Below are 21,372 nucleotides of genomic sequence, written 5' to 3' on the forward strand. Positions count from 1 at the left end.
ATAAAGCGTTCGGAGGAATAGGATGAAACGCCGAGATTTTCTGGCCGGAAGCGCCGCATGTTCGCTGGCCGCTTTGACGGGCCAGGCGCTGGCACAATCGGGCCCGCTGACCAAAATCATCTTTCCCTTCGCGGCCGGCGGCGGCGGGGACGCGCTGTGCCGCTTGCTGGCGCAGCACATCGGCCCATTGCTCGACCGCAACATCATCGTCGAGAACCGCACCGGCGGTGACGGCCTGATCGGCATCAAGGCGGTGAAGGGGGCCAATCCCGACGGCACGACTGTCCTCGTGACCACGGGACCGACGATGTATCTGCTGCCGATGGTCGAGACGACACCGAGTTTTGACGCGGCGAAGGATTTCGTCCCGGTCAGCCAGCTTGTGCGATTCGAGTTCTGTGTCTTCGTCGGCACCGCCGTCCCGGCCGAGGTCAAGGACTTCAAGCAATTCGTCGCCTGGCTGAAAGCCAATCCGGACAAGGCCACGTTCGGCGTGCCCAGCAACGGCACCATTCCGCATTTTAGCGGATCGCGGCTCGAGCAGGCGCTGGGCATCAAGCTGACGCGCGTGGCCTATCGCGGCAGCGCGCCGATCATCAACGATCTCGTCCGCGGCCATATGCCGTTTGCGATTTCCACGTTGACCGATGCCATCCCGCAGCATCGCGCCGGCAACATCCGGATTCTCGCGGTCGGCAACGAGACGCGTTCGCCGTTCCTGCCGGACGCGCCCACCTTGAAGGAGAACGGCATCGATCTGGTGGCGGATGCCTGGTACGGCATGTGGCTGCCGGCGGGCGCTTCAACCGATTTCGCGAAGAAACTGAGCGAGGCGGCCGCCGCCGCGCTTGCCAAGCCCGAGGTCAAGGAGAAGCTGCTCGCGATCGGCCTGATCCCGGTTGGCTCGACGCCCGAAGGCCTGACCCGACAACTCGCTGCCAACACCGCGTTCTGGCAGCCGGTCGTGAAGGAAACGGGGTACAAGATCACGAATTAGGATCGCGGTCCGCGCCCGCAACGTTACGCGTGGATGCAGCGGAGATCGGGTCGGCGGCCTGCATCATGGCGCGATGCTTCGCGCGTCGATGACGTATGGCGCGCTCCACCGCTGCGATCAAAGAGGCGACCCAATAATCAAGGATCCAGCCGGCTTGGCCAAGCTCTCGGTTGCTTTGTTTTGCTCGTAATGTCTGCGTCATGACATGGACCCTTGCCGCCGGTGAGCAAGTGCTCCCGGCAGCTCAAGAAGTTTACAGCACGTTCGCCCCATCCCTTATCGCCGTGCTTCCAGAACGATGTTGAAGGGCGTCTCGGCCGCGATCCGGATGCGGCTAAATCCGGCTTCGCGCAGAACCGCCTCCAACCGGGCCGGTCCCGCTTGCCCGCCAAGGGCGAGCCCGACCTCCTGCGCCAGCGAAACCGGCGTACAGATCATGGTGGAGCCCGCATAATAGAGCCGGCCGACCGGGTTGATATTGTCCTCCAGCCTGTCTCCTGCACGTGGCTCCACCGCCATGAATGTGCCATCGGGGGCCAGAGCCTCCAGAATCCGGCTCGCCGCGCCGACGGGGTCGCCAAGGTCGTGCAGCGCATCGAAACAACAGATCAGGTCGAAGTTGCTGCCCACAAAATTCTTGGCTGTGGCGACGTCAAATTCCGTCCTGGCTGCTACGCCGTCGCGTTTCGCGGCGTCGCGGGCGCAGGCGATAGAATCTTCGTGGTTGTCGACCCCGACAAATATGGATCTTTCGAAGGCTTTCGCCATGAGAATGGTGGAGATGCCATGGCCGCAGCCGATATCGGCGACCCGTGCACCGCTATTGAGCTTTTCAATCACACCGTCCAATGCGGGAAGCCATTCCTGAACGAGATGGGCTTTGTAGCTCACGCCGAAGAAGCGCGACATTCCGCTGAACAGGCAATTGCATCGTTCGTGATAGCCGGCGGCGCCGCCGTTGCGGAAAGCCTTGCTCACCTTGGGTTGGTCAAGCATCACCGCCTGGCAGACCTCGAATGAGCCTAGCATGTAGACCGGACTTTCGGGATTTCCGAAGACCATGGCCTGCTCGGGATTCATGGCAAAGCGCTTGGTCGTGGCGTCATAGTCCAGATAACCGGCTGCTGCGTGGGCACTAAGCCATTCGCGCACAAGGCGCTCGACCGTTCCGGTGCGGCGGGCCAGTTCTTCCGGCGTCACCGGGCCCGCCTCAGCGAGTGCGTTGTACAGCCCGAGTTCATCACCGATGCGGACCAAAGGCGCAATCATGGTCGCGCCCAGATCATCCAGTATCCGCGCAACGAAACCTTCCAGCTTCTGCTCGTTTAATTCTCTAACCATCTTATTCATTTCAGCCTCCGGTTTGCGTGCTAGGACATAGGTCCTCGCGAGGGCGCGGCAAATGACCAGACCGCCGGATGGCTTGACTGAGCGTCTGAATCCTTCCTATTTTTTGCCGTTCGCCCGAAAAGCGTAACCGAGCGTCCGATTGGAGCTGCGATTATGGGCGCGGATGCCCTGTCCGATGTGTTGCGCGCCGTACGACTCAGCAGTGCGATGTTCTTCCATCTTGACGTCCGCGCGCCGTGGGTGGCCGCGGCGCCGGCATCGTCTGCCTGCGCTTCAGCCGTGCTGCCGGGGGCACAGCACGTGATCGAGTATCACGTCGTGGTCGATGGCTGCTGCTGGGGCGGGTTGATCGATGAGCCATCGGTACGGCTCGACGCGGGCGACATCATCGCGTTTCCGCAAGGCGCAGCCCATGTGCTTTCGAGTGCGCCGGGCATGCAGGCGATCCCTGATCTGAGTTACTATCATCAGCCGACGGCCGATCAGCTTCCCCACAGGATCCACCTCGGTGACAGCGGCCCCGCCGACGCGCGCATCCTGTGCGGATTTCTCGGCTGCGACACGCGTCCTTTCAACCCGCTGCTGGAGTCGCTGCCTGCGGTCCTGCATCTGCGGGGAAGTTCATATCGCGGCAATTCGAGCCTTGCTTTTCTGATCAATGCCGCACGGGCAGAGACGGAAGGGCGCCGGACGGGTGGAGAGGGCGTCCTTGCCCGACTGGGCGAACTGCTCTTCGTCGAGGCGATCAGATGCCATATCGAAGCACTTGGTCCCGAACAGACCGGCTGGCTTGCCGGCCTGGGCGATCGACACGTCGGTCAGGCGCTGAATCTCCTGCATGGCAAACCAGCGGCTGACTGGACATTGGATGAACTCGCGAGGATGGTGGGGTTGTCGCGGTCGACGCTCGCGCAGCGATTTACCTATCTCATCGGGCAACCGCCGATACAGTATCTGACGCGCTGGCGCATGCAACTCGCGGCAGGTCTGCTGGCTTCGGGGCGCGATCCGATCGCGCGCGTGGCAGAGGCGGTGGGGTACGATTCCGAGGCCGCCTTCAATCGTGCGTTTCGCAGGACGGTAGGGACGCCGCCGGCGGCCTGGCGGCAGGCGCATATATTATCGGAGTAAGTCGCCATCTATGGCGTACGCGCCTCTAAGGCTTCATTCCGACCTTCTTCCTGATCGCGCCCAGGTTCCAGATGAGTTGGTTCAATCCGGATACGTCGTCGGGTCGTCAGCCTCATTCCGGTGGGAACATCGCGCCGGTGCTCAGCGGAGCAGGGCGTGTACTCATAAATTGCTTGGTTAAACGGCCACATTTACTGGAAAAATTGTCGCAAGGTGTGTCGGTTCCAGGGGCTCATGTACCATGTTAGCTGCCTGAATTACCGCATGATTTGACTATATTGGGGGCGTCTTCGCGCGCTCAATGAGCCGCGAATACCGCCGCGGCCGCGCTTTGACTTGACGATGATTCCCAAGTTTAACTCTAGCCAGCAGGGGCGTCGGGTTCTTGGTTGACTCAGTTTAGCGGCGGCTGCCGACAGAACAGGGGATCACCGCATGAGTTCATATTTTCGGCGGCAGCTTGCGGACTACGTTGAATATCATCGTGACCCCTGGAATTGCGCGATGCATGTCTTCGGCATCGTGTTCTTGTTCCTGGCCGCCGTTCTCCCGCTCAGCCTGTGGTCCATCACCGTATTCGGGTTCCAGACCAGCGCGGCGACCATCGCTGTCGTGCCGGTGCTCATCTACTGGTTCCTGCTCGACTTCGCGCTCGGAGCCGCGATCCTTGGGGCTGCGGTTGTGTTGCTCTCAGTCGCCGCCGTGATCGTTGGTCATGCGACAACTGCCGGCATGTGGTCACTTACGGCCATTCTGATTGTCGTTGGCGTCGCATCGCAGATTATTGGGCACCGCGTGTTTGAGCGACGGCAGCCGGCGCTGGTTGACAATCCGAGCCACCTTTTGCTCGGACCAATGTTTGTCATGGCGAAGTTGCTTATCGCGCTGGGCTTTCGGCGCGATCTCGCCATCATTATCCACGGGCATCCGCAAGGTGCCACATCGTGATCTCAAATAGTTCAGCTTGAGTGCACCCGCAGCATGACGCGCATACTGGTCACAGGCGGCAGTGGGTTCATCGGAAAACACCTCGTCGCGGCGCTGATCGCGCGAGGTGGGCAGGTGAGGGTTCTCGATCTTCAGCCACCACCCCGCGCCTTGACGCAGGTTCAGTATGTCGGTGGATCGGTACTTGATCGCGACCTGGTGGACCGAGCAATGGACGGGGTCGACGAGGTCTATCACCTGGCCGGCCTACCGGGGATGTGGCTGCCGCGAAAAGCTGATTTTCACACCGTCAATTACGGTGGCACCGAAATCGTCATTGAGACGGCGCGAAAGCGCGGCATAAAGCGCTTTCTGCACTGCTCGACGGAATCCATTCTGTTCCGTGCCTCGCCATCGATGGTTCCTGTCGCCGACGATGCGCTCCTGCCGGATGACATGCCGGGTCCATATACGCGCTCGAAAATGCTCGCCGACCGGTTCGCCATGCAGGCGGCCGCATCCGGATACCCGGTGGTAATCGGCTGTCCCACCATGCCGGTCGGACCTTACGATCACAACGTTACGCCGCCGACGGCAATGCTCCGGTATTTTCTCAAGCGACGCCTTCAATTGCATCTTGATTTTGTCGTGAACCTCGTCGATGTGCGCGACGCCGCCGAAGGGCTGATCCTCGCCATGGAGCGTGGACAAGCTGGACATCGCTACGTTCTCGGCGGCGAAAGCATGCCGCTAAGACAGGTTCTCGAACTCATGGCTGATATCAGCGGACGTCGCGTCCGGTGCATTCACGTGAACGGCAAGGTCGCCGAAATGGTCACAGCAACGCTGGAGTTCATCGCCGATCACGTGACGCGCCGGCCCCCGTCCGGTACGGCCGAAGGCGTTCGTATCGCATTGCGAGCAGGGGCCTTGTCGATCGAGAAAGCACAACGAGAGCTGGGCTATGCGCCGGGCGCCGTCGAACCTGTGTTGCGAGAAACCATTGCGCATCTGCTTGATGCCGGCCACCATCAGCCTGAATGGAGCTCAACGCCGAGTAGTCGCGCTCGATCGTTTCACATCGAGCGCCGGTTTGGCGGTTGATCCAATCCCTCACTGAAGGTCCGCGACATGCTGAACGATCCTGGTCAATGGTTCACTTTCGCCTTGAGTGGCTGGACCACTACATGGCCCACACAGTTGCTCGCCATCATCTGGATTTTGTGGGTCATCAGTTGGGTTTTGGCGTCGTTCTGGTCCGGTCAAACCAAGAAACACGTGATGACCTGGGACTCGCTCAAATACCGCTTCCCCATTCTCGCAGGGGCAATTCTTTTCTTGCCATTGACCGGCAAGGTTCTGGGGGAAAAGCCGCTCTGGCAGTTCGGCAGCGTTGGCATCTACGCGCTGGCGTGCCTTGTCCTTGCGGGGATCTCGTTCACATGGTGGGCGAGAATTCATCTCGGACGTTTCTGGTCGAACGCGATCACGCACAAGGAAGGCCATCAGGTCATTGATACCGGCCCCTACGGGCTGGTGCGCCACCCGATCTATACGGGGCTTATCTTTGGGATGTTGGTGACGGGTGTCGCGGTCGGAACAGTGACAGCGATGCTGGGTGCGGCGCTGATCTCGCTCGGGATGTCGTTGAAGGCCCGCATGGAAGAAGGCTTCCTCACGGCTGAACTCGGTGCGGATGCCTATGGATCGTATTGCCGTCGCGTTCCGATGCTGATTCCGTTCCTGCCGCCCACCTGACGCCGCAGAATACCCTGCAAGCTACCGTTTCGGTCGCGTCGCCGCTGATGTCGCGACAGGCGGAGCGATACGGCGCGGAACCAAAACGCGCTGGCCTTGTGTGAGCGGTGCACTCTCTGAATACTGATTGACCTGTGTAAGTGACCACAGCGGTACATGGTTAGATGCCGCGAGCCGCTGCAAGGTATCGCCCGAACGGGCGGATTGCGGCGTGCCACTGTCCCACAGCTCAAGCGGGGCATCGGGAGGAACGATGTAGCGCAGCGGCAGCGCCTCTCCCTTGGGCGGTAAAGGCGTCGTCGCGAGCTGCGCAATCGCTGTCACCAATTGCTCGTGGATGGAATCCTGCTTGTCGATGTTGATGTGGGTGACTTCCTCGTGCTGCTTCAAGTCGAAGCTTGCGTAATGACCCTGGTAGCCTTGCTCGGCCACCACATCGCCGCCGCCCAATACGCTGTCGGACAGGAAAATGTTGATGAAACGCTCGACGTTCAGCGGCACCTTCGGGCTTGCCTGGGCCGGATCAATGGTGACCACCAGACTAACCTGGATGTTTTCGGCCTTCAGTATCCCGGCGAACGTCAGGGCACAAAGTCCGCCCATGGAATGACCGATCAGGACGATCGGAGCGGCATTGTCACGGTAATCGCGGATGGCCTGATCCGCGATCAGCCGGCAAATGGTGAATTCGTAGACGTCGGCCCGGATGCCGGCTTCTTCGAGGCGCTTGGTCAGATGGTCCATCCCGCGCGAAAAGATCGGCCCGAGCGCGCCGCGGAACAGGTAGACGCGCGCCTGCGGCTGGGTCGCGGCTGGCGGCGCGACAGGGGCGGTCGTCGCGGCAGCATTGGTCGAGCGTGCGACCGGCCCGGCGAGTGCCAGATTGCAACTCGGCGAGCAAATGCAGGCGGAAAGAGCCGCCCAGATCACCACGGCCGCAACCTGCGTCGGACTGCTCATGCGATTCCATCCGCGATTCTGGGCGTACATGCACATCCCAACGCCACCCAGCGGCTCTACGGGTAATCTATCGTCGAGGAATCGGCAGAATTTGCGGCACTCGTCGCTTCGGCGACGGCCCCGGAACCGAGCCAGCCGCGCTACTGGCGTACCGCCGCGGTGTTTGCCGAGCCAGGTCGCACCGCGCTTGCCGCTCCAGGCTGTCGCGGCCTATGTGCCCCCGAAGATGGTGCAGATCGGCCGAAGACGACAGCATCGATCTCGCTGATCACCTTCCGCTGCATGATGCGGTTCTTTTCGATGGACATGTGCCCGACGCCAGGAACGCCCTGCACATTGATATTCTCGAGCTTGCCCTGGAATTGCGCGGTTTTCGCGACCGGCTCGCCGTTGCCGTTGGCGATGTAGAAGTTTACGTAGCGTCCCACGCGCCCCGAGAGCCTGGTGCGAAACACCGAATCCAGGCCGATTGCAAGCTTCACGGGAGCGCCAAGCTGATCCAGCTTGGCGACCATGTCGGGCAGTGCGGTCGCTCCCGAGGAATGCCCGACCAGAATGATCGTCTTGATCCTGCCGCTCTTGTACCCGGCGGCGGCTTCGTCGGCGAGCGACGACCAGGAGGCGAAGTTCGCGACAGTGACCGGGATACCCTGCGCCCGCAATTGTGCCGCGATGTCATCGAGACCCAGCGAAAAAATATTCAGCACGCCGCGGAGCAGATAGACATGAGCAGTCGAGGCTCCCGACGCGGAATTCCTCGCCTGTGTGGGGCTTGCGCCGATCGCCAGGAGCAGCAAGACCGCGATCGCCATCGCGTGTAGCCGACGCCACGATGCCTGGCCGAGAAACGATGACCAGCCGACAGATCCGATATTGCCGCGATAGGGCTTCATTGCGCTCCTCGAAGGGCTGCAAAGTGTTTCGCCGGTCGACCGTAGCGCCCGCGCGCTCGGAACTGCAATAAATGTGGCGTGAGTGGCCACAATTTACCAACACGACGTGGCTCCGCCGCAACACCCATTTCCGCGCCACGATGACCACAGCCGGGAGCTGTTTAGCGTGGCTCGTCCACCGCTATCGGTCTCTTGTGGCCGGGGGCATCGACGGCTTCCCCTTTGGTGTGGTGTTCCTATCGTCAAGCCGGACGCGAGCTTCGAATCCTTTCGATACAACCTGTGAGTTAACTCACAGCCCCCGAACCTAAAATGCGCTAGGTTTGCAACTGACGACCAGCAAGGTCTGGGGAGATCGAGGCCAAAGGTATCGTTGCCGGGTCGGCAGCTCAGTCTCGCAGTTCTGACCGAACTGCACATCCGACAGCGACACCGCGACGGTCGCTGACGTGAATGGCTACGAGTTCAGGCCAGGCCGCAGCAATTCAAAAAACGAGCAACGCGTGACCTGACTCCGGTCTGGGACATTCTCGCAATTGAGCAATTGGCTGATGTGCCGACGCGATGCTGGCCGATGGTTTGAGAAATCGGAGGATCAAATGTTGTCAAGGTCGAGCTTAGTGCTGGCGTTTTTGACTTGCTTCGCATTTACCACAATGGCCGCCGCCGGGCGGATCGAACAGAAATCGTTCCTGAAGAAATCCTACTCAGGGTCGCGGGATCGCCAATATCAAGTTTTCGTCCCTTCGGCCTATACCGGGCAAAGCCCTGTGCCGATGGTGATGGTCTTGCACGGCTGTAATCAGACCGAAGTCAATATGATCAACGAGACCCGGTTCAAGGACCTAGCGGAGCGCGACAATTTCATCGTCGTCTACCCCTTCATCACAAGTTTTGACCCTCTACCACAGCGCGCGACCAACTGCTGGGGGTTCTTTATCGACGAGCATATCCATGAAGGCGCAGGCGAGGTCGAGGATTTGTACCAGATCGCGCTCGAGGTGGAAGCTGCGCTTAAGATCGATCCTAACCGGCGCTACGTCACCGGCTTGTCTTCAGGCGCCGGAATGGCGGTGGACTTGGCGGTCGCACGCAGCGAATATTTCGCGGCCGCGGGATCCGTTGAAGGTCTGCCCTATTCGGAGACTGCGTCCTCGGTCGCACTGTTCGGTTGCAATCTGCAGGGACGTTTCAAGCCGGTTTCGGCAGTCGTCGCCGCCATGCGGGCGGAACAGAGCAGGCCGGACGAGCAGCGATCGATCCCGATCATGGCGATCCATGCCCGCAATGATTGCAAGGTCAACGTAACGGGTTCGGAGAATATTCGGGATTCGTGGCTCGGCCGTTATGGAATCAACCAGGCGCCTGTCGCGAGCACGGACTGCACGACAAGAGGCGTGGCCTGCACGCACACAAAGTATGGGCTACCTCGGCGCTCTGTCGTCGAGACAGTCTTTTACGAAGGCGATCGCGGCTTTAACAGCGCGCATTACTGGGTTGGGGACAACAGCGGGCAATTCGCCAATCCGAACGGACCAAGCGCCAGCGAATTGCAGTGGACCTTTTTCAAAGGCCATCCTTTCGCTGACACTCCGCCTCCGTCTGTTTCCATAACGTCCGCCTCGGCCACCGGGACTTCCATAACCGTAACCGGATCAGCCGTTGCTTCGGCCGCGCCGCTCGCGGAGGTTAGCGTGCGATTGGATGGTCAATTCCCACAGCCGCAAAAAATCGCCTCGGGAACGACCGGCTGGACGGTTGCTTTCGACAATCTGCGCAATAATGCGAATTACCTGCCAGTGGCGACCGCGAAAGACAGTGACGGCCTGACGGCGAGCGTGACGGGCCAACCTGTCGCCGTCGGAGTGCCGCCGACCAATGCCCCGCCTTTGGTCGCTATCGACAATCTGTCGATCCGCGGCGATTGCATCGCGCTGATCGGGAGCGCCTCAGATCCTGACGACCAGGTCGCCAAGGTGGAGGTCCAACTCGCGACGCGCGGCTTCAAGCCTGCGGATTTGAGGCAGGCGGGTTATCAATATCAAGAGTGCGGATTGCCTGCCGGCACCTATTCGACGCAGGCTCAAGCAACCGACGCTCTGGGCGCAAAAAGCGCCATTGTTTCGGGCCCAAGTGCGAATGTGAGCGATCTGGAGGTCGTTACCGCCAACTGGCAAGTGCATATGAGCGCCGGCAGGCTCAGGGTTTACGGCGCGCGCTGTCCGAGCACAGGTTTTGGCGCTTGCGATGTTGGCTTCTTGGAAATCTTTTCGGCGAACCAATTCAATCCATTTCCGCTGCAGCGAAAGGCGGCCTCGCCGGATTGGTATGTCCATCGGGAGAATATCCCATGAGGTGGAGACATCCGTCGCCGGCTTGCGGCGCAGGGGATGGGCGAAGAAATCGATCGCGGAGGCGTCAAATACGTTCGCACGTATGGGGCCGCAGTCTTACGGCTTCATCCCGATCTTCTCCCTGATCGCCCCGAGCTCGGCTTCGTCCCAGATGCCGATCAGCACGCCGTTCTTCACCTGCAATTGCTGGGCCGCATACGCGGCGATCTTCGCGTTCGGCGTGGTGATGTGCATCCTCGGATGCAGCGCCCAGTCGAACAGCTCCGATTGCAGCCGCGCCACGATATCGGCGCAGGCGGGGTCGGCGCCGCGGTCGACAAATTCCTGCGGGTCGCTTTCGAGGTCGTACAGCATCGGCCGGAAGCCGGAGGCGTGAATGAATTTCCAGCGGCCGTCGAACACCATGAACAGCCGGCAGCGCTCGATCGGCTGGTTCAGCATCACGCGGACGTCCTGCATGGCGTAGTCGTATTCGGAGAACACCGCCTTGCGCCAGTCAGCAGGCTTGTCGCCATGCAATAGCGGCAGCAGCGAACGTCCCTCCAGAATGTGGTCTGGCGGATTGCTGCCGAAATAATCCATGAAGGTCGGCGCCAGATCGATCGCCTCGACCAGTGCATCGCTCACGGTGCCACGCGTGCCGTGGGCGGCCGCCGACGGATCGATCACGATCAGCGGGATTTTGGCCGATTGCTCGTGGAACAGATCCTTCTCGCCCATCCAGTGATCGCCGAGATAGTCGCCATGATCCGACGTGAACACGATCATGGTGGTGTCGAGCAGGCCGCGCGCTTCGAGGAACTGCATCAGGACGCCCATCTGGTCGTCGATCTGCTTGATCAGGCCCATGTAAGTGGGGATCACTTTTTCGCGCGCCTCGTTCCGCGACATGTTGCGGGAATAGCGCATGTCCATATAGGCGGCGAACACCGGGTGGGCGTTGGCGCGTTCTTCCTGCGAGCGGATCACCGGCTGCACGTCCTGCGGCCCGTACATGCTGGCGTAGGGCTCCGGCGCGATATAGGGCCAGTGCGGCTTGATGTAGGACAGATGCACGCACCATGGCCGGCCGTCATCCTCGGCTTCCGCAATGAACTCCATCGCGCGCCGCGTCATGTAGGGCGTCTCGGAATGTTCGTCCGGCACGCGCGCGGCCTTGTCGGCGTGCACCAGCAGCCAGCCGTTCTGCAAGGTCCCGTCATCAGCCGCACCGGAATTGGCCCAGTGCTCCCACGGGTTCGGCGCATCGTAGCCGTGCTCGCGCAGATAATTGTCGTAGGCCGGGCGCGGTCGCCCGGTGGGATGCAGGCCGTCGTCGCGCTCATAGGGCTCGAACCCGCATTCCGACACATGCACGCCGATAATCGAGTCGGGCTGGATGCCGAGGTTCTTCAGCCCTTCCAGGTCGGGCGCCATATGGGTCTTGCCGACCAGGACGTTGCGGACGCCGATCTTCTTCAGGTGATCGCCGAGCGTCGGTTCGCCTATGCGCAGTGGCCAGCCGTTCCAGTGCGAGCCGTGCGAGCGCATGTAGCGGCCGGTATAGAACGACATCCGCGACGGGCCGCAGATCGGCGACTGCACATAGGCGTTGGAAAACAGCACGCCGCGTTTGGCCATCGCGTCGATGTTTGGCGTCTTCAGAACTGGATGCCCGGTGCAGCCGAGATAGTCGTAGCGAAGCTGGTCGCACATGATCCAGAGCACGTTCTTCGCAGGCGTTTTGGTCGTCATTTCAGGCATTTCGGCTGGAGTTCGGAGAGAGCGGGCGAAGGTGGGATGGTGCGATATCGCCGCGCAAATGACAATCGAGCGGTATCCCGGCGTTAACGTTTGGATAGCGCGATTTCTCGCAATTGAACGGCGATCCATGCCTGCGCGTTAGCCTTACCCGCAGTTTGGCCCGCCGCCTTAACCCCTGCGATGCCGTGTTGGATTAAATTGGGACTTGAGGCAAACCGGGATCCCAAGCGATGCGCATCGGCGTCACATTGGCAGTTTTTATCGCGACGAATTCGGCCGCCTTTGCCGGCGGTGGCTTCGACATCGTGATTCCCGGCCGTCCCGGCGTACCCATCATCATTAATGGTGTCGACGCTTCCTATGCAGTGGTCGAGGGTGAGTGGGGTCTCGGCCAAGGCAACCAGGTCCAGCCGACCATCTATGGCGGCCGTTATATCGATCCCGTTCCGCTCGTCGGCCGTTATTATCCGAGCGCCGGCCGCATGCCCGGTTACGGGCGGCTGGAAATCGAGCCGCCGGCGAACCGCAGATTACCGCAGCCGGCCGAGAGCTATCATCAGTCCTGGTCGGCGCAGTCGGCGCCGCTGCCGGCGCAATCGAACGTACCCGTCGATCCGCCAGAGATCATCTACGCGCCGCAGGACTACCGGCGGCGACCGCACCAATTTCCACGCTAAGAAAATCAAGCCAACGAAAACACCTTACAGGAGAGAGTAATGCGTCATTTGATTAAAGGATTGATCGCCGCAGTCGCCGTCATGGCCTCAGCGCCTGCGATGGCGTGCGGTTACAACGGTTGCTGGCAGCCGCAGGTCTATGTCGCGCCGGTCGCGGCGTATGGCTATGCGGGTTGTAATCCCTGCGGCGGCTGGGTCCGCGAACGTCTGCCCGATCCGGAGCAGCAGTATTATTACGTCAATCAGGGCCCGACCTATACCGGTCCCGGCAACTGGGCGCCGCGTCGGGTCTATCGCGAAGGCTCGATCTCCGGCTACGGCTATGGCTACAACCGTCCGCACTACGGTTATCGCGCACACCGCTACGGCCACGCCGGGCGCTATTACGGCCAGCGCGTACTGCGCCGCTACTACTGATCCAGTAGAATCCTGAAAGTTTTGGCGCCCGTTCGCTTCCCGCGAGCGGGCGTCTTCATTTCATCAAGCCCAATCGACTCGCACCCATGTAAAGCGCGAGTACCGCGGCGTTCGAGACATTCAGACTCTTGATCTCGCCGGGCATGTCGAGCCGCGCCACCACGCTGCAGGTCTCGCGCGTCAGTTGCCGCAGGCCCTTGCCCTCGGCGCCCAGCACCAGCGCCAGGGGCTGCTGCAGGGTTACCGCGCCGAGATCCTCGATCCCCTCACTGTCCAGCCCGACCGTCATGAAGCCCCGGTCGTTCAACTCGGTCAGCGCGCGGGCGAGATTTTGCACGGTGACGAGCGGCACCAGTTCGAGTGCACCGGAGGCGGATTTGGCCAGCACGCCGGTCGCCTCGGGGCTGTGGCGGGCCGTTGTGACGATCGCCTTGACCGCAAACGCCGCCGCCGAGCGCATGATCGCGCCGACATTGTGCGGATCGGTGATCTGGTCGAGCACCAGCACGATGCCTTCCAGCGGCAGCGTATCGATATCCGGCGAGGGCAGGGGATCGGCCTCCGCCAGAAGCCCCTGGTGAACGGCGTCGGGGCCGAGCCGTTGGTCGATCGCGTTCGGACGGACGATTTCAGGGGGAACGCGGGTGTCGATATTTTCGTCCGCCAGGCGCTTTGCGGCGTTTTCGGTCAGGAACAGCTTTCGGATCTGCCGTTCCGGGTTGGCCAAAGCCGCCGAAACCGTGTGCCAGCCATAAAGAATCACCGGCCCGTCAGGGTTCGCATCCCGGTCCCGGCGGCCCGGCGGACGGGCGAATTTCCGCCCTTTTTCGAAGGGTTTACCGCCACCACGGCGGAACGGCGGTTTTCGGTCGCGATCGCTCATGGGGAGCTTGTGTCACGGAGGCCCGAATATGGCAATTTGGGTGCCTCGAGAGCCGATTTTAGGGGCTTGCCTTGGTTGACTTTGCCACCCCCCTTCGCCCATAAACGCGCCCGACCGGGAGCGCGCCATCGGCTCACGGTATTAACGTCATCCATGGCCTGATCCGCCGCCTCCAAGCGGTTTGGCTTGCGATGTTGTTGGACGGGGGAGTGTCCCGAGTGGCAAAGGGAGCTGACTGTAAATCAGCCGTCTTACGACTTCGAAGGTTCGAGTCCTTCTTCCCCCACCACGCTTCGCCCTGACGGGCTACGCGTGGCGCAGCCACGCAGAGACCGTCAGGTCGGAGCGTGTCCGGCGTAGCTTGAGCGTAGCGAAAGCGTAGACGGACCGTTGCCGCGCGTAACGCTCCCAATACGCTGCCCCTGAAATCTCCCACCGACCGCCCGCTTAAACGCGCGCCCCTTACTTCTGGGCGTTGGAGAAAGCCGTTTCAAGCACTTCGCCGATCGGCTGCCATGTGCGGCCGTCGAATTGAATTAGCCGCAGGTGTTTGATCGGTCGAAAATTCCAGGGCCCAGTGCTGATTTTGATCCCGGGCAGCAGCATGGAGCCTTGGTAGTCCTTGAGGGCCGCTGCCTGCTTCATGACGTTCTCGCGAGACAGGTCATTGCCGCATTGCTTGAGCACCTGGGCCAATGTCTCGGCGGCGGCGTAGCCGAAGACGGCGGAAGTGTCGTCTTTGCCTCCGGCCCGATTATATTTCTCAATGAATGCCTGCCAGTTCCTGGCGGCCTGTTCGTCCTTCCAGGCCGGATCATTTGCGTCCTTCAGGAAGGCGGCTGTGACAACGCCCAAAGCTTTTTCGGGGCCGGCGGACTTTGGCGCCGTCGCGATCGATGACGCCATATGATTCAAGATGAACACCGGATGCCAATTGAGATCCGCCGCTATCCGGACGACCTTCGCTGCGTTTGCCGGCACCCCTGCAAATACAAAAATTTCGGCGCCTGATCGCTTCAAGATCGATACATGTGTGTCCAGATGCTCATCTGCGATATTGTAGGCGATGTCGACCTTGATCATCCGGGCGATGTTACCGAGCCCGTCTTCCAACCCCTTGAACAGTTCTCGACCGAAATGATCGTTCTGCCAAAGCGCCACGATCCTTTTTCCGGGGTAGAACGCCTGGATGTAGTTGGCGTAGATGCGTCCCTCTTCCCGAATGGAGGGCTGCCACCCCATGGTCCACGGGAACATCGACGGATCGCTCAGATGATCGTCTCCGGAGGCGACAAAGAGTTGAGGAATTTGCTTTTCATTCAGGTATGCGCGAACGGCAAAGTTCCCCGGAGTTCCGAACGAACCGAACATCAGGAGGACGTCGTCTTTCTCGATGAGATCGCGCGTGAGGCTTAGAGCCGCCGATGGATCGGATTTGTCGTCATATGAGATGAAGCGCACCTTGCGGCCGTTGATCCCGCCACGCTCGTTGATCATCTCAAAATACGCCGCTTCGGCCTTTCCGATCGCTCCGAAGACCTCCAAACTCCCGCTATAGGGCATAACGTTCCCGATACGAATTTCAGTATCGGTCACGCCTGCTTCGCGCACTCGCTCGGTGATCGCGCCCAACGAAGTGAGCGCTATGACAAGGGCAATCAGCGTTCGGACCCTGGTTTGCATCGGATGAACTCCGTTACAAAGAGTGCAGCCAGATTTCGAGACCTATGGACGGTGCTCGGCCTGATCTAGATCAAACGCCAAGAAATTAACGACAGCGCGATCGGCCCGCCGATGCAGCCGCGCCAAACAACCTTATGCCATTCGTCCGTGGCGCTTCCACTCCGTTCCGTAGAACTACGGTGCCGGGATTGGATACACCGTGCCTGAAATACGCAAAGGTGGAACCGCTTTGGTCAGCTAAGCTGACCAACGTTGTGCGGGATCATTGGTCAATTGTGGTAGCAATAGTGTTGAGCGCTTTGACGCTGGGGCTCGTCGTGGCTGTAGCCTTCCTGCGCTGAATTTTGTCCGTCGCATCGGCGAGCAGTGCGCTTATCGAACCGGCATCACGCTCTCCAATGTCCGTGCCCTCGGGAAGACTTCGTCGCGGCACCGGTTGATTCAAATCAATACCGGCGGAAGCGCAGGTATTCATTTGAGGGTCGCCTGCGCCGCACTCGCCCATAGTTTCAACATGCAACCGACTCCTTGTGGCGCGGCATCACTTGTCTTCTTGCACCGCACCCGGCGATAGATCAGGACGTTCCGTTCCGGCCGCGTGATTTCGCGGATTGCTGTCACTTGTGAAAGCGAGCACGGGCGGTTGTGAAGTCGCAAAGGTCCGGCCGACGATCACAAGACGGTGCTGCCTGCAATTGCTAGGCGAGTGCCTTAAGCGGGGCCGACGAAGCGGCTCTCAGTCCGGACGTCTCATGACTCGTGAAGATCTACTGTTCGTCATTTCGGTGGTGTGGTTCCTAACACTCTGCGGCGCGACGACCTGGTTCCCGCTCGCGAACTAGGCGAGTGATTCCTTCCTGATCCGAATGCCTCAACGCCTCGAAACCTCAGCTCTGACCACCTTCCTGAGCCGTTTCCGGCAAGGATTCTCCGGGAAGATAAAGCCTGATCGGGCGGATCTCGTAGACGGCGGACGGATTGACGCGCCGCAGGTCGCGCGCGACATCAAGCGCGGCGTCCGCGTTGTCGCAGTTCACCACGTACAGGCCCAGCAACTGCTCCTTGGTCTCGGCAAACGGCCCGTCGATCACCATCCCGTTCCCCGGTCCGCGCAAGGTGCGGGCCTCCGCCGTGCCGCCCAGCCGCGCCGTGGGCCCGAGCAGCTTGTTCGCGTTGAGCCGGTCATGCACCGCCAGCAGGCCGGTCATAACAGCCGCATCCTCTTCTGGCGTCCAGGACATCACCTCGGCTTCGACGTGATAGGCGAGAATGGCGTAGAGCATCGGGTTCTCCTTGATGGGCTGGCCGGACTGGTTGCCCCCTTAAAGACGATTCGGCCCGGATCATCCCGATGGGCCGCGCGAAACATTCCGGAAACACGATATATCGGATTGCCCTTGAACGTCGCCCGGCAAGTTCTCGACTGATGAGCAGAACGCCAACCAAGGCGCCCCCTTCAAGGAGACCGTCATGCGACGCCAGCCAGCCACCATCATCTGCGATGCCGCCAGATTGCGCGCACCACAGCCGGCGTCGTCGCAGGCAGGCGATTGGCACGACGTCACCGGCCATCACCGCTACTACGGCAGTTCGGCCATCAATGGCGGCGAGCGCATCGTCAAAGATCGCCGCAGCCCGCGCTGCGTTAATCTCTGCGGCTTTTGATCGCATCCCTTCGCGCAAAACCGCCAAACAACAGCGCCATCGCAGGGTCGATCGCGAGCGTTTCCGTGTGAGCGAATTCGCAGGCCGGGCATCAGCGCAAATGAGCTTCGGGCAAACAAAAAGGCGCGGCGGGATGGTTCCCGTCGCGCCCCACTTGTTGTGCTCGCTGGTCCAGGGCTGAGAGCGCCCCGATGCCAGACCCGTAAATTCAAGGCCTAGCGGGCGATCCCAGCGAGGTGACAGCGCTTGGTATAAGACACTGGATCACCTCCTTTCATTGTTGATGGAAACATCAATATAGGCACCGAATCAGGCCCTGTTAAGGGCCCGGACGGGCCGATGGGCCGGCCCGCAGGATGTTCTGATAGGGCCGGCGGGGCGGGTTGAGGCGGCCTGCACGGCGTGTTAGGTCAACCCAGCGCGGGTGTAGCTCAATGGTAGAGCAGCAGCCTTCCAAGCTGAATACGAGGGTTCGATTCCCTTCACCCGCTCCAATGTTTTCAACGATTTAGCCTGCGAACGGTTGCTACTTCCGACAAGCTGGGCTGACCACTTCCGACAAAGTCTTCTCCGTCTGTTCGCAACGCATCGAGCCGTCGAGACTGTCCTCAACCTTGACAAGTGCCGACGATCAAACCCTCGTGCCGCGCTTCGCGATACTCCTCAGCTGCACCTTGCGCTTGCCGGCATCGTTGCCGTGCAGGTAATTGCCCATTGCCCTGGTTGACGACCACTGGCCTTTCTTCATCAGTTCGAACTCGGTCAGGTCGGTATGTTCACCTTTGCACATTTCGGTTGGAATAAATTTCCGGTTCCTGCATGATGTATCTGGACCGGTAGTTGTGGGGGCGACCATCGTGATCGGCAGAGACTATTTCGAGCGTCAGGTGGAGACGCTGCTCAAGCTCGCCAAGTCGGCTAGCGACGCGCGGATAGCTGCCTCCCTGACCCAGAGGGCCTCGGAGCTCAAAGCTCTGGTTGAGGAGTTGGGCGCCGCGCCAGATCCATGTCGTCGAGCGCTCGATACTGAAGAAGCACCGTGAGTCCAGGTTACGCGCGCGCACGTCAGGCCAAATGCGATCTTCTCAATGAAGAAATCTCGTTGAAGCGCGACGTCGTGGATACAAGCGAGTTGACGGCGCGCAAAACGAGCAATGGTCTTGCGGGGAGAAAGAACGACTGCAAGCCGACGATGCAGCAAAACTCCGCACGCCCGGCTAGGGAGTCAGGAGAGTTGACGCTGCTGCCCTTGTGAGGTTCGATCGGAATTGTCCAATTCGGTAAGCGCCTGTGCCGCAATGACAACCTCGAGGCGATTTCGAGCGTTCAGTTTCTGCATCAAAATTGTCATGTAATTTTTTACGGTCTTCTCGCTGATCTTTAGCGCGATAGCGATTTCCTTATTGGTCTTTCCGCGCAACAGCAGTCGAACGATCTGATCTTCGCGGATGCTGAATCTGACCGCTTCCGCTGCGACTCTTCGCAGCGAGGCATTGCGCAATGCTGCGATGACCTGGCTCGCAAAACTTTGCGTAATGTATGTCTCGCCGTGGCGGACCGCTTCGACGGCCTGGATCAGCTCTTGCGCGCTGCTGCCCTTCAGGACGTATCCGTTTGCGCCGGCATCGAGAGCACGGATTGCGGAGTCCACGCCGGTCGCGGCAGTGAACGCCACAATCTTCGTGTTCGGCGAGACCTTGATCGACGTTGCAATGGCCTCGTAGACATCGCCTGCCATGCTGAGATCAACGATGATGACGTCGGGACGAAAGCGTGACGAAATATCGATGATGTCTCTTGCCGTCGAACCGGTCGATGATATCTCGAGGCCTTGCGCGCGGGAGAACAGCGTGATGATACCCTCAATCATCAAAGGATGGTCATCTACTAAACCAATGGAAACCACTATCGGCCTCCTACAAATAAAAACGCTACAAAAATTCCGTCATTCACTCACGGGCAGTAAATATAGGTCGATCAAGCGACAAATGTAAACGTCGATGTTAATATACCATTAATATGTTGCGGGCGGCGGGTGCTGTCCGACTTAAATGCTCACCGTAATCCTACGGGCGAGCTGAGATTACACCGCGCGTGCGGGCACGCAGTACAACACCAAGCTGTTAGCATCTGAAGATTGCCGCACGGAAGAATTGCAATTTCAGTTGGGTGTGGAAGTGACTGGAAGCTTTGCGCGAATTTGAGTCCCAATGCCGCGCTGCGATATCACTTCAAAAGTGCCTTTGAGCGCTTCTACGCGGTTACGCAAACCCGCAATACCAAGGCCCGTTCTGCTGCGTGAGCTCTCGCGATGACTATCGACAACTCCCGGGCCGCTATCGCTTACAACGATGACGATCGATTGTGCTTCAACCCAAACCTCAACGCGTTGCCCGATCGCTTTTCCATGATGAAACGCGTTGTTCAGTCCCTCCTGCACGATCCTGTACAGGCAGATGGTTACTGGCCTCGCCAGGTCTGCGGGCAGATCGCCAATTTGGCGGCTGACCATCGTCCCCGTCACCTCCTCATGATTTTGCACCGCAAGACGGATGATTTCGTTTGGCGTCAAGCCCTCCAGTTCGGGCAATACGAGTCCGGTCGAGATATTGCGGAGTTCGGTTAGTATCCGCCTTGTCAGAGGTTCAATGGCTGGATCATGTGCGCTGCCACGTCCGGTCTCAAGCTGCTTCGTGGCCGTGGGGTCAGTCACCTTGAGCATCAATAGGCTGACGAGCTGGATCGGCCCGTCGTGCAGATCCTGTCCAATCCGGGCGAGGAGATTTTCGTTGGAGTCCGCGGCCTCCAGACGGGCATCATCTGCCAGGCGGCGCAACCTGTCATTCTGTGCGGCAAGGTATTTTGCCTCGACCACATTTTGTATCAGGGTTGACTGGTACCCGTTGACCAGGTTTGACGCACCACGGACCATAAAAAACAGTATCAGCATCATGGGCGCGGTGACTGCACCAACTATTCCGGCGGACGTGAGCCTGATCGAGGCCAGATCGGCCGCAAGCGTCCTGCCGTCAGTGTATACCTCGCCAACGGCGATGACCTCCTGTGTCCCTGTGCGGAACAGGGGCGCATAGATCTCGACTAGCGGAGTATGCAGATGCTTATCGGCAGCATTTTCGACGTCTTGCAGATAATCAAACTCGCCGGTCGCCTTGCCTGCGACGGCTGCGGTGATGTGAGACGAAGGAAACCGCTGGCCGATGGCTTCCTTGTTGGTCGAGTACACCAGGGTCGCGTCAGGCAGCCAGATCTTGACCAGGATCATGCGTTCGCCGGACTTTCCCGCAAGCAGATCATCCAGCTTCTTCATGCTCTCGGGGGACAGGCTGCGGGAGGTGGCTAGGTCTTGAGCCAACGGCCCGAGAAAGACTTCGGTGAAGCGAGCGCCTTCTTCGGTGGCCGTTCGCATCATGCTGGCCTCGATCCGTTGCGAGACTGCCAGTGCAAGCAATCCCATCGAGACAGCTATCGTAGTGGCCGCCGCCAGAACAAATTTGCGAGCAAGTCCGGACGAAGTAGCCATGGAGCCGCCGATCTTGCCAGGCCGCCAAATCATAGTTTTGCATCTTTGCGCAAAGCGAGGAACAGCGAAATACGGTGCGGTCTCACAAGGGTTACTCGTTTCCGTCGCTCGTCAATTAACACAAAGAATAGCACATCCAGGGGCGACGAAATAACGCTCTGCCGGCCTGAAGCCGGTTAACGGTGCCGGCGCCATCGGCCAGCGGAACGCCTCAGCCGGACGATGTCTCGGGACCTTGGTCCTAATCTCTATCGGGACCTTTCTCCTCGTTGCGCCCGGGACCTTGAGCCTCGCACGTCGCGGGACCTTGTCCCCTTAGCGGCGCTTTCCGAAAAGTCTCAGATGGCACCATAGAGCAGGTTTCGATCCGCGTGAGCCACGGTCTTGGCACAC

At 60.1% G+C, this 21,372-nt stretch carries 21 protein-coding genes and 2 tRNA genes; 11 read left to right on the plus strand and 12 right to left on the minus strand.

The genetic code is table 11. The annotated features are described in order from the left end of the window. The first annotated feature begins 22 nt into the window (after positions 1-22). Positions 23-997, plus strand: coding sequence for a Bug family tripartite tricarboxylate transporter substrate binding protein (locus IVB22_RS01305; protein WP_247515529.1), 975 nt, complete (start codon positions 23-25; stop codon positions 995-997). On the opposite strand, the gene IVB22_RS01310 is transcribed toward IVB22_RS01305, so the two are convergent. Together IVB22_RS01310 and IVB22_RS01315 are read right to left on the minus strand one after the other, a co-directional pair. Next, positions 987-1,199 carry a hypothetical protein gene (locus IVB22_RS01310; protein ID WP_247515530.1) on the minus strand — a complete coding sequence of 71 codons (213 nt, stop codon included), beginning with the start codon at positions 1,197-1,199 and terminating at the stop codon, positions 987-989. The two genes, IVB22_RS01305 and IVB22_RS01310, sit on opposite strands and share 11 nt — an antisense overlap. Positions 1,200-1,273: 74 nt before the next feature. Then, positions 1,274-2,347, minus strand: a complete 1,074-nt coding sequence (locus IVB22_RS01315; RefSeq protein ID WP_247515531.1) for a class I SAM-dependent methyltransferase — start codon at positions 2,345-2,347, stop codon at positions 1,274-1,276. Positions 2,348-2,500: 153 nt separating this feature from the next. Here IVB22_RS01315 and IVB22_RS01320 point away from each other — a divergent pair, with 153 nt between their 5' ends. The 4 genes from IVB22_RS01320 (at position 2,501) to IVB22_RS01335 (ending at position 6,163) form a co-directional block, all read left to right on the plus strand. Further along, positions 2,501-3,478, plus strand: coding sequence for an AraC family transcriptional regulator (locus IVB22_RS01320; protein WP_247515532.1), 978 nt, complete (start codon positions 2,501-2,503; stop codon positions 3,476-3,478). A gap of 435 nt (positions 3,479-3,913) precedes the next feature. Continuing rightward, a complete protein-coding gene (locus IVB22_RS01325; RefSeq protein WP_256467365.1) occupies positions 3,914-4,426 on the plus strand; it encodes a DUF962 domain-containing protein in 513 nt (170 codons plus the stop codon). 33 nt (positions 4,427-4,459) lie between these two features. Continuing rightward, a complete protein-coding gene (locus IVB22_RS01330) occupies positions 4,460-5,509 on the plus strand; it encodes an NAD-dependent epimerase/dehydratase family protein (protein ID WP_247515534.1) in 1,050 nt (349 codons plus the stop codon). Positions 5,510-5,536: 27 nt separating this feature from the next. Then, the gene (locus tag IVB22_RS01335; protein WP_247515535.1) at positions 5,537-6,163 is read left to right on the plus strand and encodes an isoprenylcysteine carboxylmethyltransferase family protein; all 627 of its coding nucleotides are present in this window, start codon (positions 5,537-5,539) and stop codon (positions 6,161-6,163) included. 21 nt (positions 6,164-6,184) lie between these two features. Here IVB22_RS01335 and IVB22_RS01340 read toward each other — a convergent pair whose 3' ends face one another. Continuing rightward, positions 6,185-7,096, minus strand: a complete 912-nt coding sequence (locus IVB22_RS01340) for a lysophospholipase (RefSeq protein WP_247515536.1) — start codon at positions 7,094-7,096, stop codon at positions 6,185-6,187. Between the two features lie 167 nt (positions 7,097-7,263). Beyond that, on the minus strand, positions 7,264-8,016 hold the full coding sequence (locus tag IVB22_RS01345) for a hypothetical protein (protein WP_374207426.1): 753 nt from the start codon (positions 8,014-8,016) through the stop codon (positions 7,264-7,266). A gap of 599 nt (positions 8,017-8,615) precedes the next feature. Here IVB22_RS01345 and IVB22_RS01350 point away from each other — a divergent pair. Continuing rightward, complete coding sequence (locus tag IVB22_RS01350; RefSeq protein WP_247515537.1) at positions 8,616-10,370, plus strand: PHB depolymerase family esterase; 1,755 nt, start codon at positions 8,616-8,618, stop codon at positions 10,368-10,370. A gap of 96 nt (positions 10,371-10,466) precedes the next feature. Here IVB22_RS01350 and IVB22_RS01355 read toward each other — a convergent pair whose 3' ends face one another. Continuing rightward, positions 10,467-12,104: an alkaline phosphatase family protein gene (locus IVB22_RS01355; RefSeq protein ID WP_247515538.1), complete on the minus strand. Its 1,638-nt coding sequence runs from the start codon at positions 12,102-12,104 to the stop codon at positions 10,467-10,469. Positions 12,105-12,343: 239 nt separating this feature from the next. Here IVB22_RS01355 and IVB22_RS01360 point away from each other — a divergent pair, with 239 nt between their 5' ends. Beyond that, positions 12,344-12,790: a hypothetical protein gene (locus IVB22_RS01360; RefSeq protein ID WP_247515539.1), complete on the plus strand. Its 447-nt coding sequence runs from the start codon at positions 12,344-12,346 to the stop codon at positions 12,788-12,790. Between the two features lie 39 nt (positions 12,791-12,829). Beyond that, on the plus strand, positions 12,830-13,207 hold the full coding sequence (locus IVB22_RS01365) for a hypothetical protein (protein ID WP_247515540.1): 378 nt from the start codon (positions 12,830-12,832) through the stop codon (positions 13,205-13,207). Positions 13,208-13,262: 55 nt separating this feature from the next. Here the strand turns inward: IVB22_RS01365 and rlmB are convergent, their stop codons facing one another. After that, positions 13,263-14,090 carry a 23S rRNA (guanosine(2251)-2'-O)-methyltransferase RlmB gene (rlmB, locus tag IVB22_RS01370; RefSeq protein WP_247515541.1) on the minus strand — a complete coding sequence of 276 codons (828 nt, stop codon included), beginning with the start codon at positions 14,088-14,090 and terminating at the stop codon, positions 13,263-13,265. A 203-nt stretch (positions 14,091-14,293) separates the two neighbouring features. Here rlmB and IVB22_RS01375 point away from each other — a divergent pair. Then, positions 14,294-14,379: transfer RNA gene (locus IVB22_RS01375), tRNA-Tyr, on the plus strand. 173 nt (positions 14,380-14,552) lie between these two features. Here IVB22_RS01375 and IVB22_RS01380 read toward each other — a convergent pair. The 3 genes from IVB22_RS01380 to IVB22_RS01390 all read right to left on the minus strand — a co-directional run bounded on the left by IVB22_RS01380 (position 14,553) and on the right by IVB22_RS01390 (position 17,056). Next, positions 14,553-15,773: an ABC transporter substrate-binding protein gene (locus IVB22_RS01380; protein ID WP_247515542.1), complete on the minus strand. Its 1,221-nt coding sequence runs from the start codon at positions 15,771-15,773 to the stop codon at positions 14,553-14,555. Between the two features lie 262 nt (positions 15,774-16,035). Continuing rightward, positions 16,036-16,248, minus strand: a complete 213-nt coding sequence (locus IVB22_RS01385; protein WP_247515543.1) for a hypothetical protein — start codon at positions 16,246-16,248, stop codon at positions 16,036-16,038. A 412-nt stretch (positions 16,249-16,660) separates the two neighbouring features. Continuing rightward, the gene (locus IVB22_RS01390) at positions 16,661-17,056 is read right to left on the minus strand and encodes a YciI family protein (protein ID WP_247515544.1); all 396 of its coding nucleotides are present in this window, start codon (positions 17,054-17,056) and stop codon (positions 16,661-16,663) included. Between the two features lie 187 nt (positions 17,057-17,243). Here IVB22_RS01390 and IVB22_RS01395 point away from each other — a divergent pair, with 187 nt between their 5' ends. Beyond that, complete coding sequence (locus IVB22_RS01395; protein ID WP_247515545.1) at positions 17,244-17,438, plus strand: hypothetical protein; 195 nt, start codon at positions 17,244-17,246, stop codon at positions 17,436-17,438. Positions 17,439-17,858: 420 nt separating this feature from the next. Continuing rightward, positions 17,859-17,932: transfer RNA gene (locus IVB22_RS01400), tRNA-Gly, on the plus strand. A 137-nt stretch (positions 17,933-18,069) separates the two neighbouring features. Here IVB22_RS01400 and IVB22_RS01405 read toward each other — a convergent pair. The 3 genes from IVB22_RS01405 to IVB22_RS01415 form a co-directional block, all read right to left on the minus strand. Beyond that, positions 18,070-18,228, minus strand: coding sequence for a hypothetical protein (locus IVB22_RS01405; protein ID WP_247515546.1), 159 nt, complete (start codon positions 18,226-18,228; stop codon positions 18,070-18,072). Between the two features lie 435 nt (positions 18,229-18,663). Beyond that, on the minus strand, positions 18,664-19,344 hold the full coding sequence (locus tag IVB22_RS01410; RefSeq protein WP_247515547.1) for a response regulator transcription factor: 681 nt from the start codon (positions 19,342-19,344) through the stop codon (positions 18,664-18,666). A gap of 255 nt (positions 19,345-19,599) precedes the next feature. Beyond that, entirely contained in the window at positions 19,600-20,979 is a 1,380-nt protein-coding gene (locus IVB22_RS01415; RefSeq protein ID WP_247515548.1) for a sensor histidine kinase, read from the minus strand. Between the last annotated feature and the right edge of the window lie 393 nt (positions 20,980-21,372).

It is taken from the genome of Bradyrhizobium sp. 190, assembly GCF_023073415.1.
GTDB lineage: Bacteria > Pseudomonadota > Alphaproteobacteria > Rhizobiales > Xanthobacteraceae > Bradyrhizobium.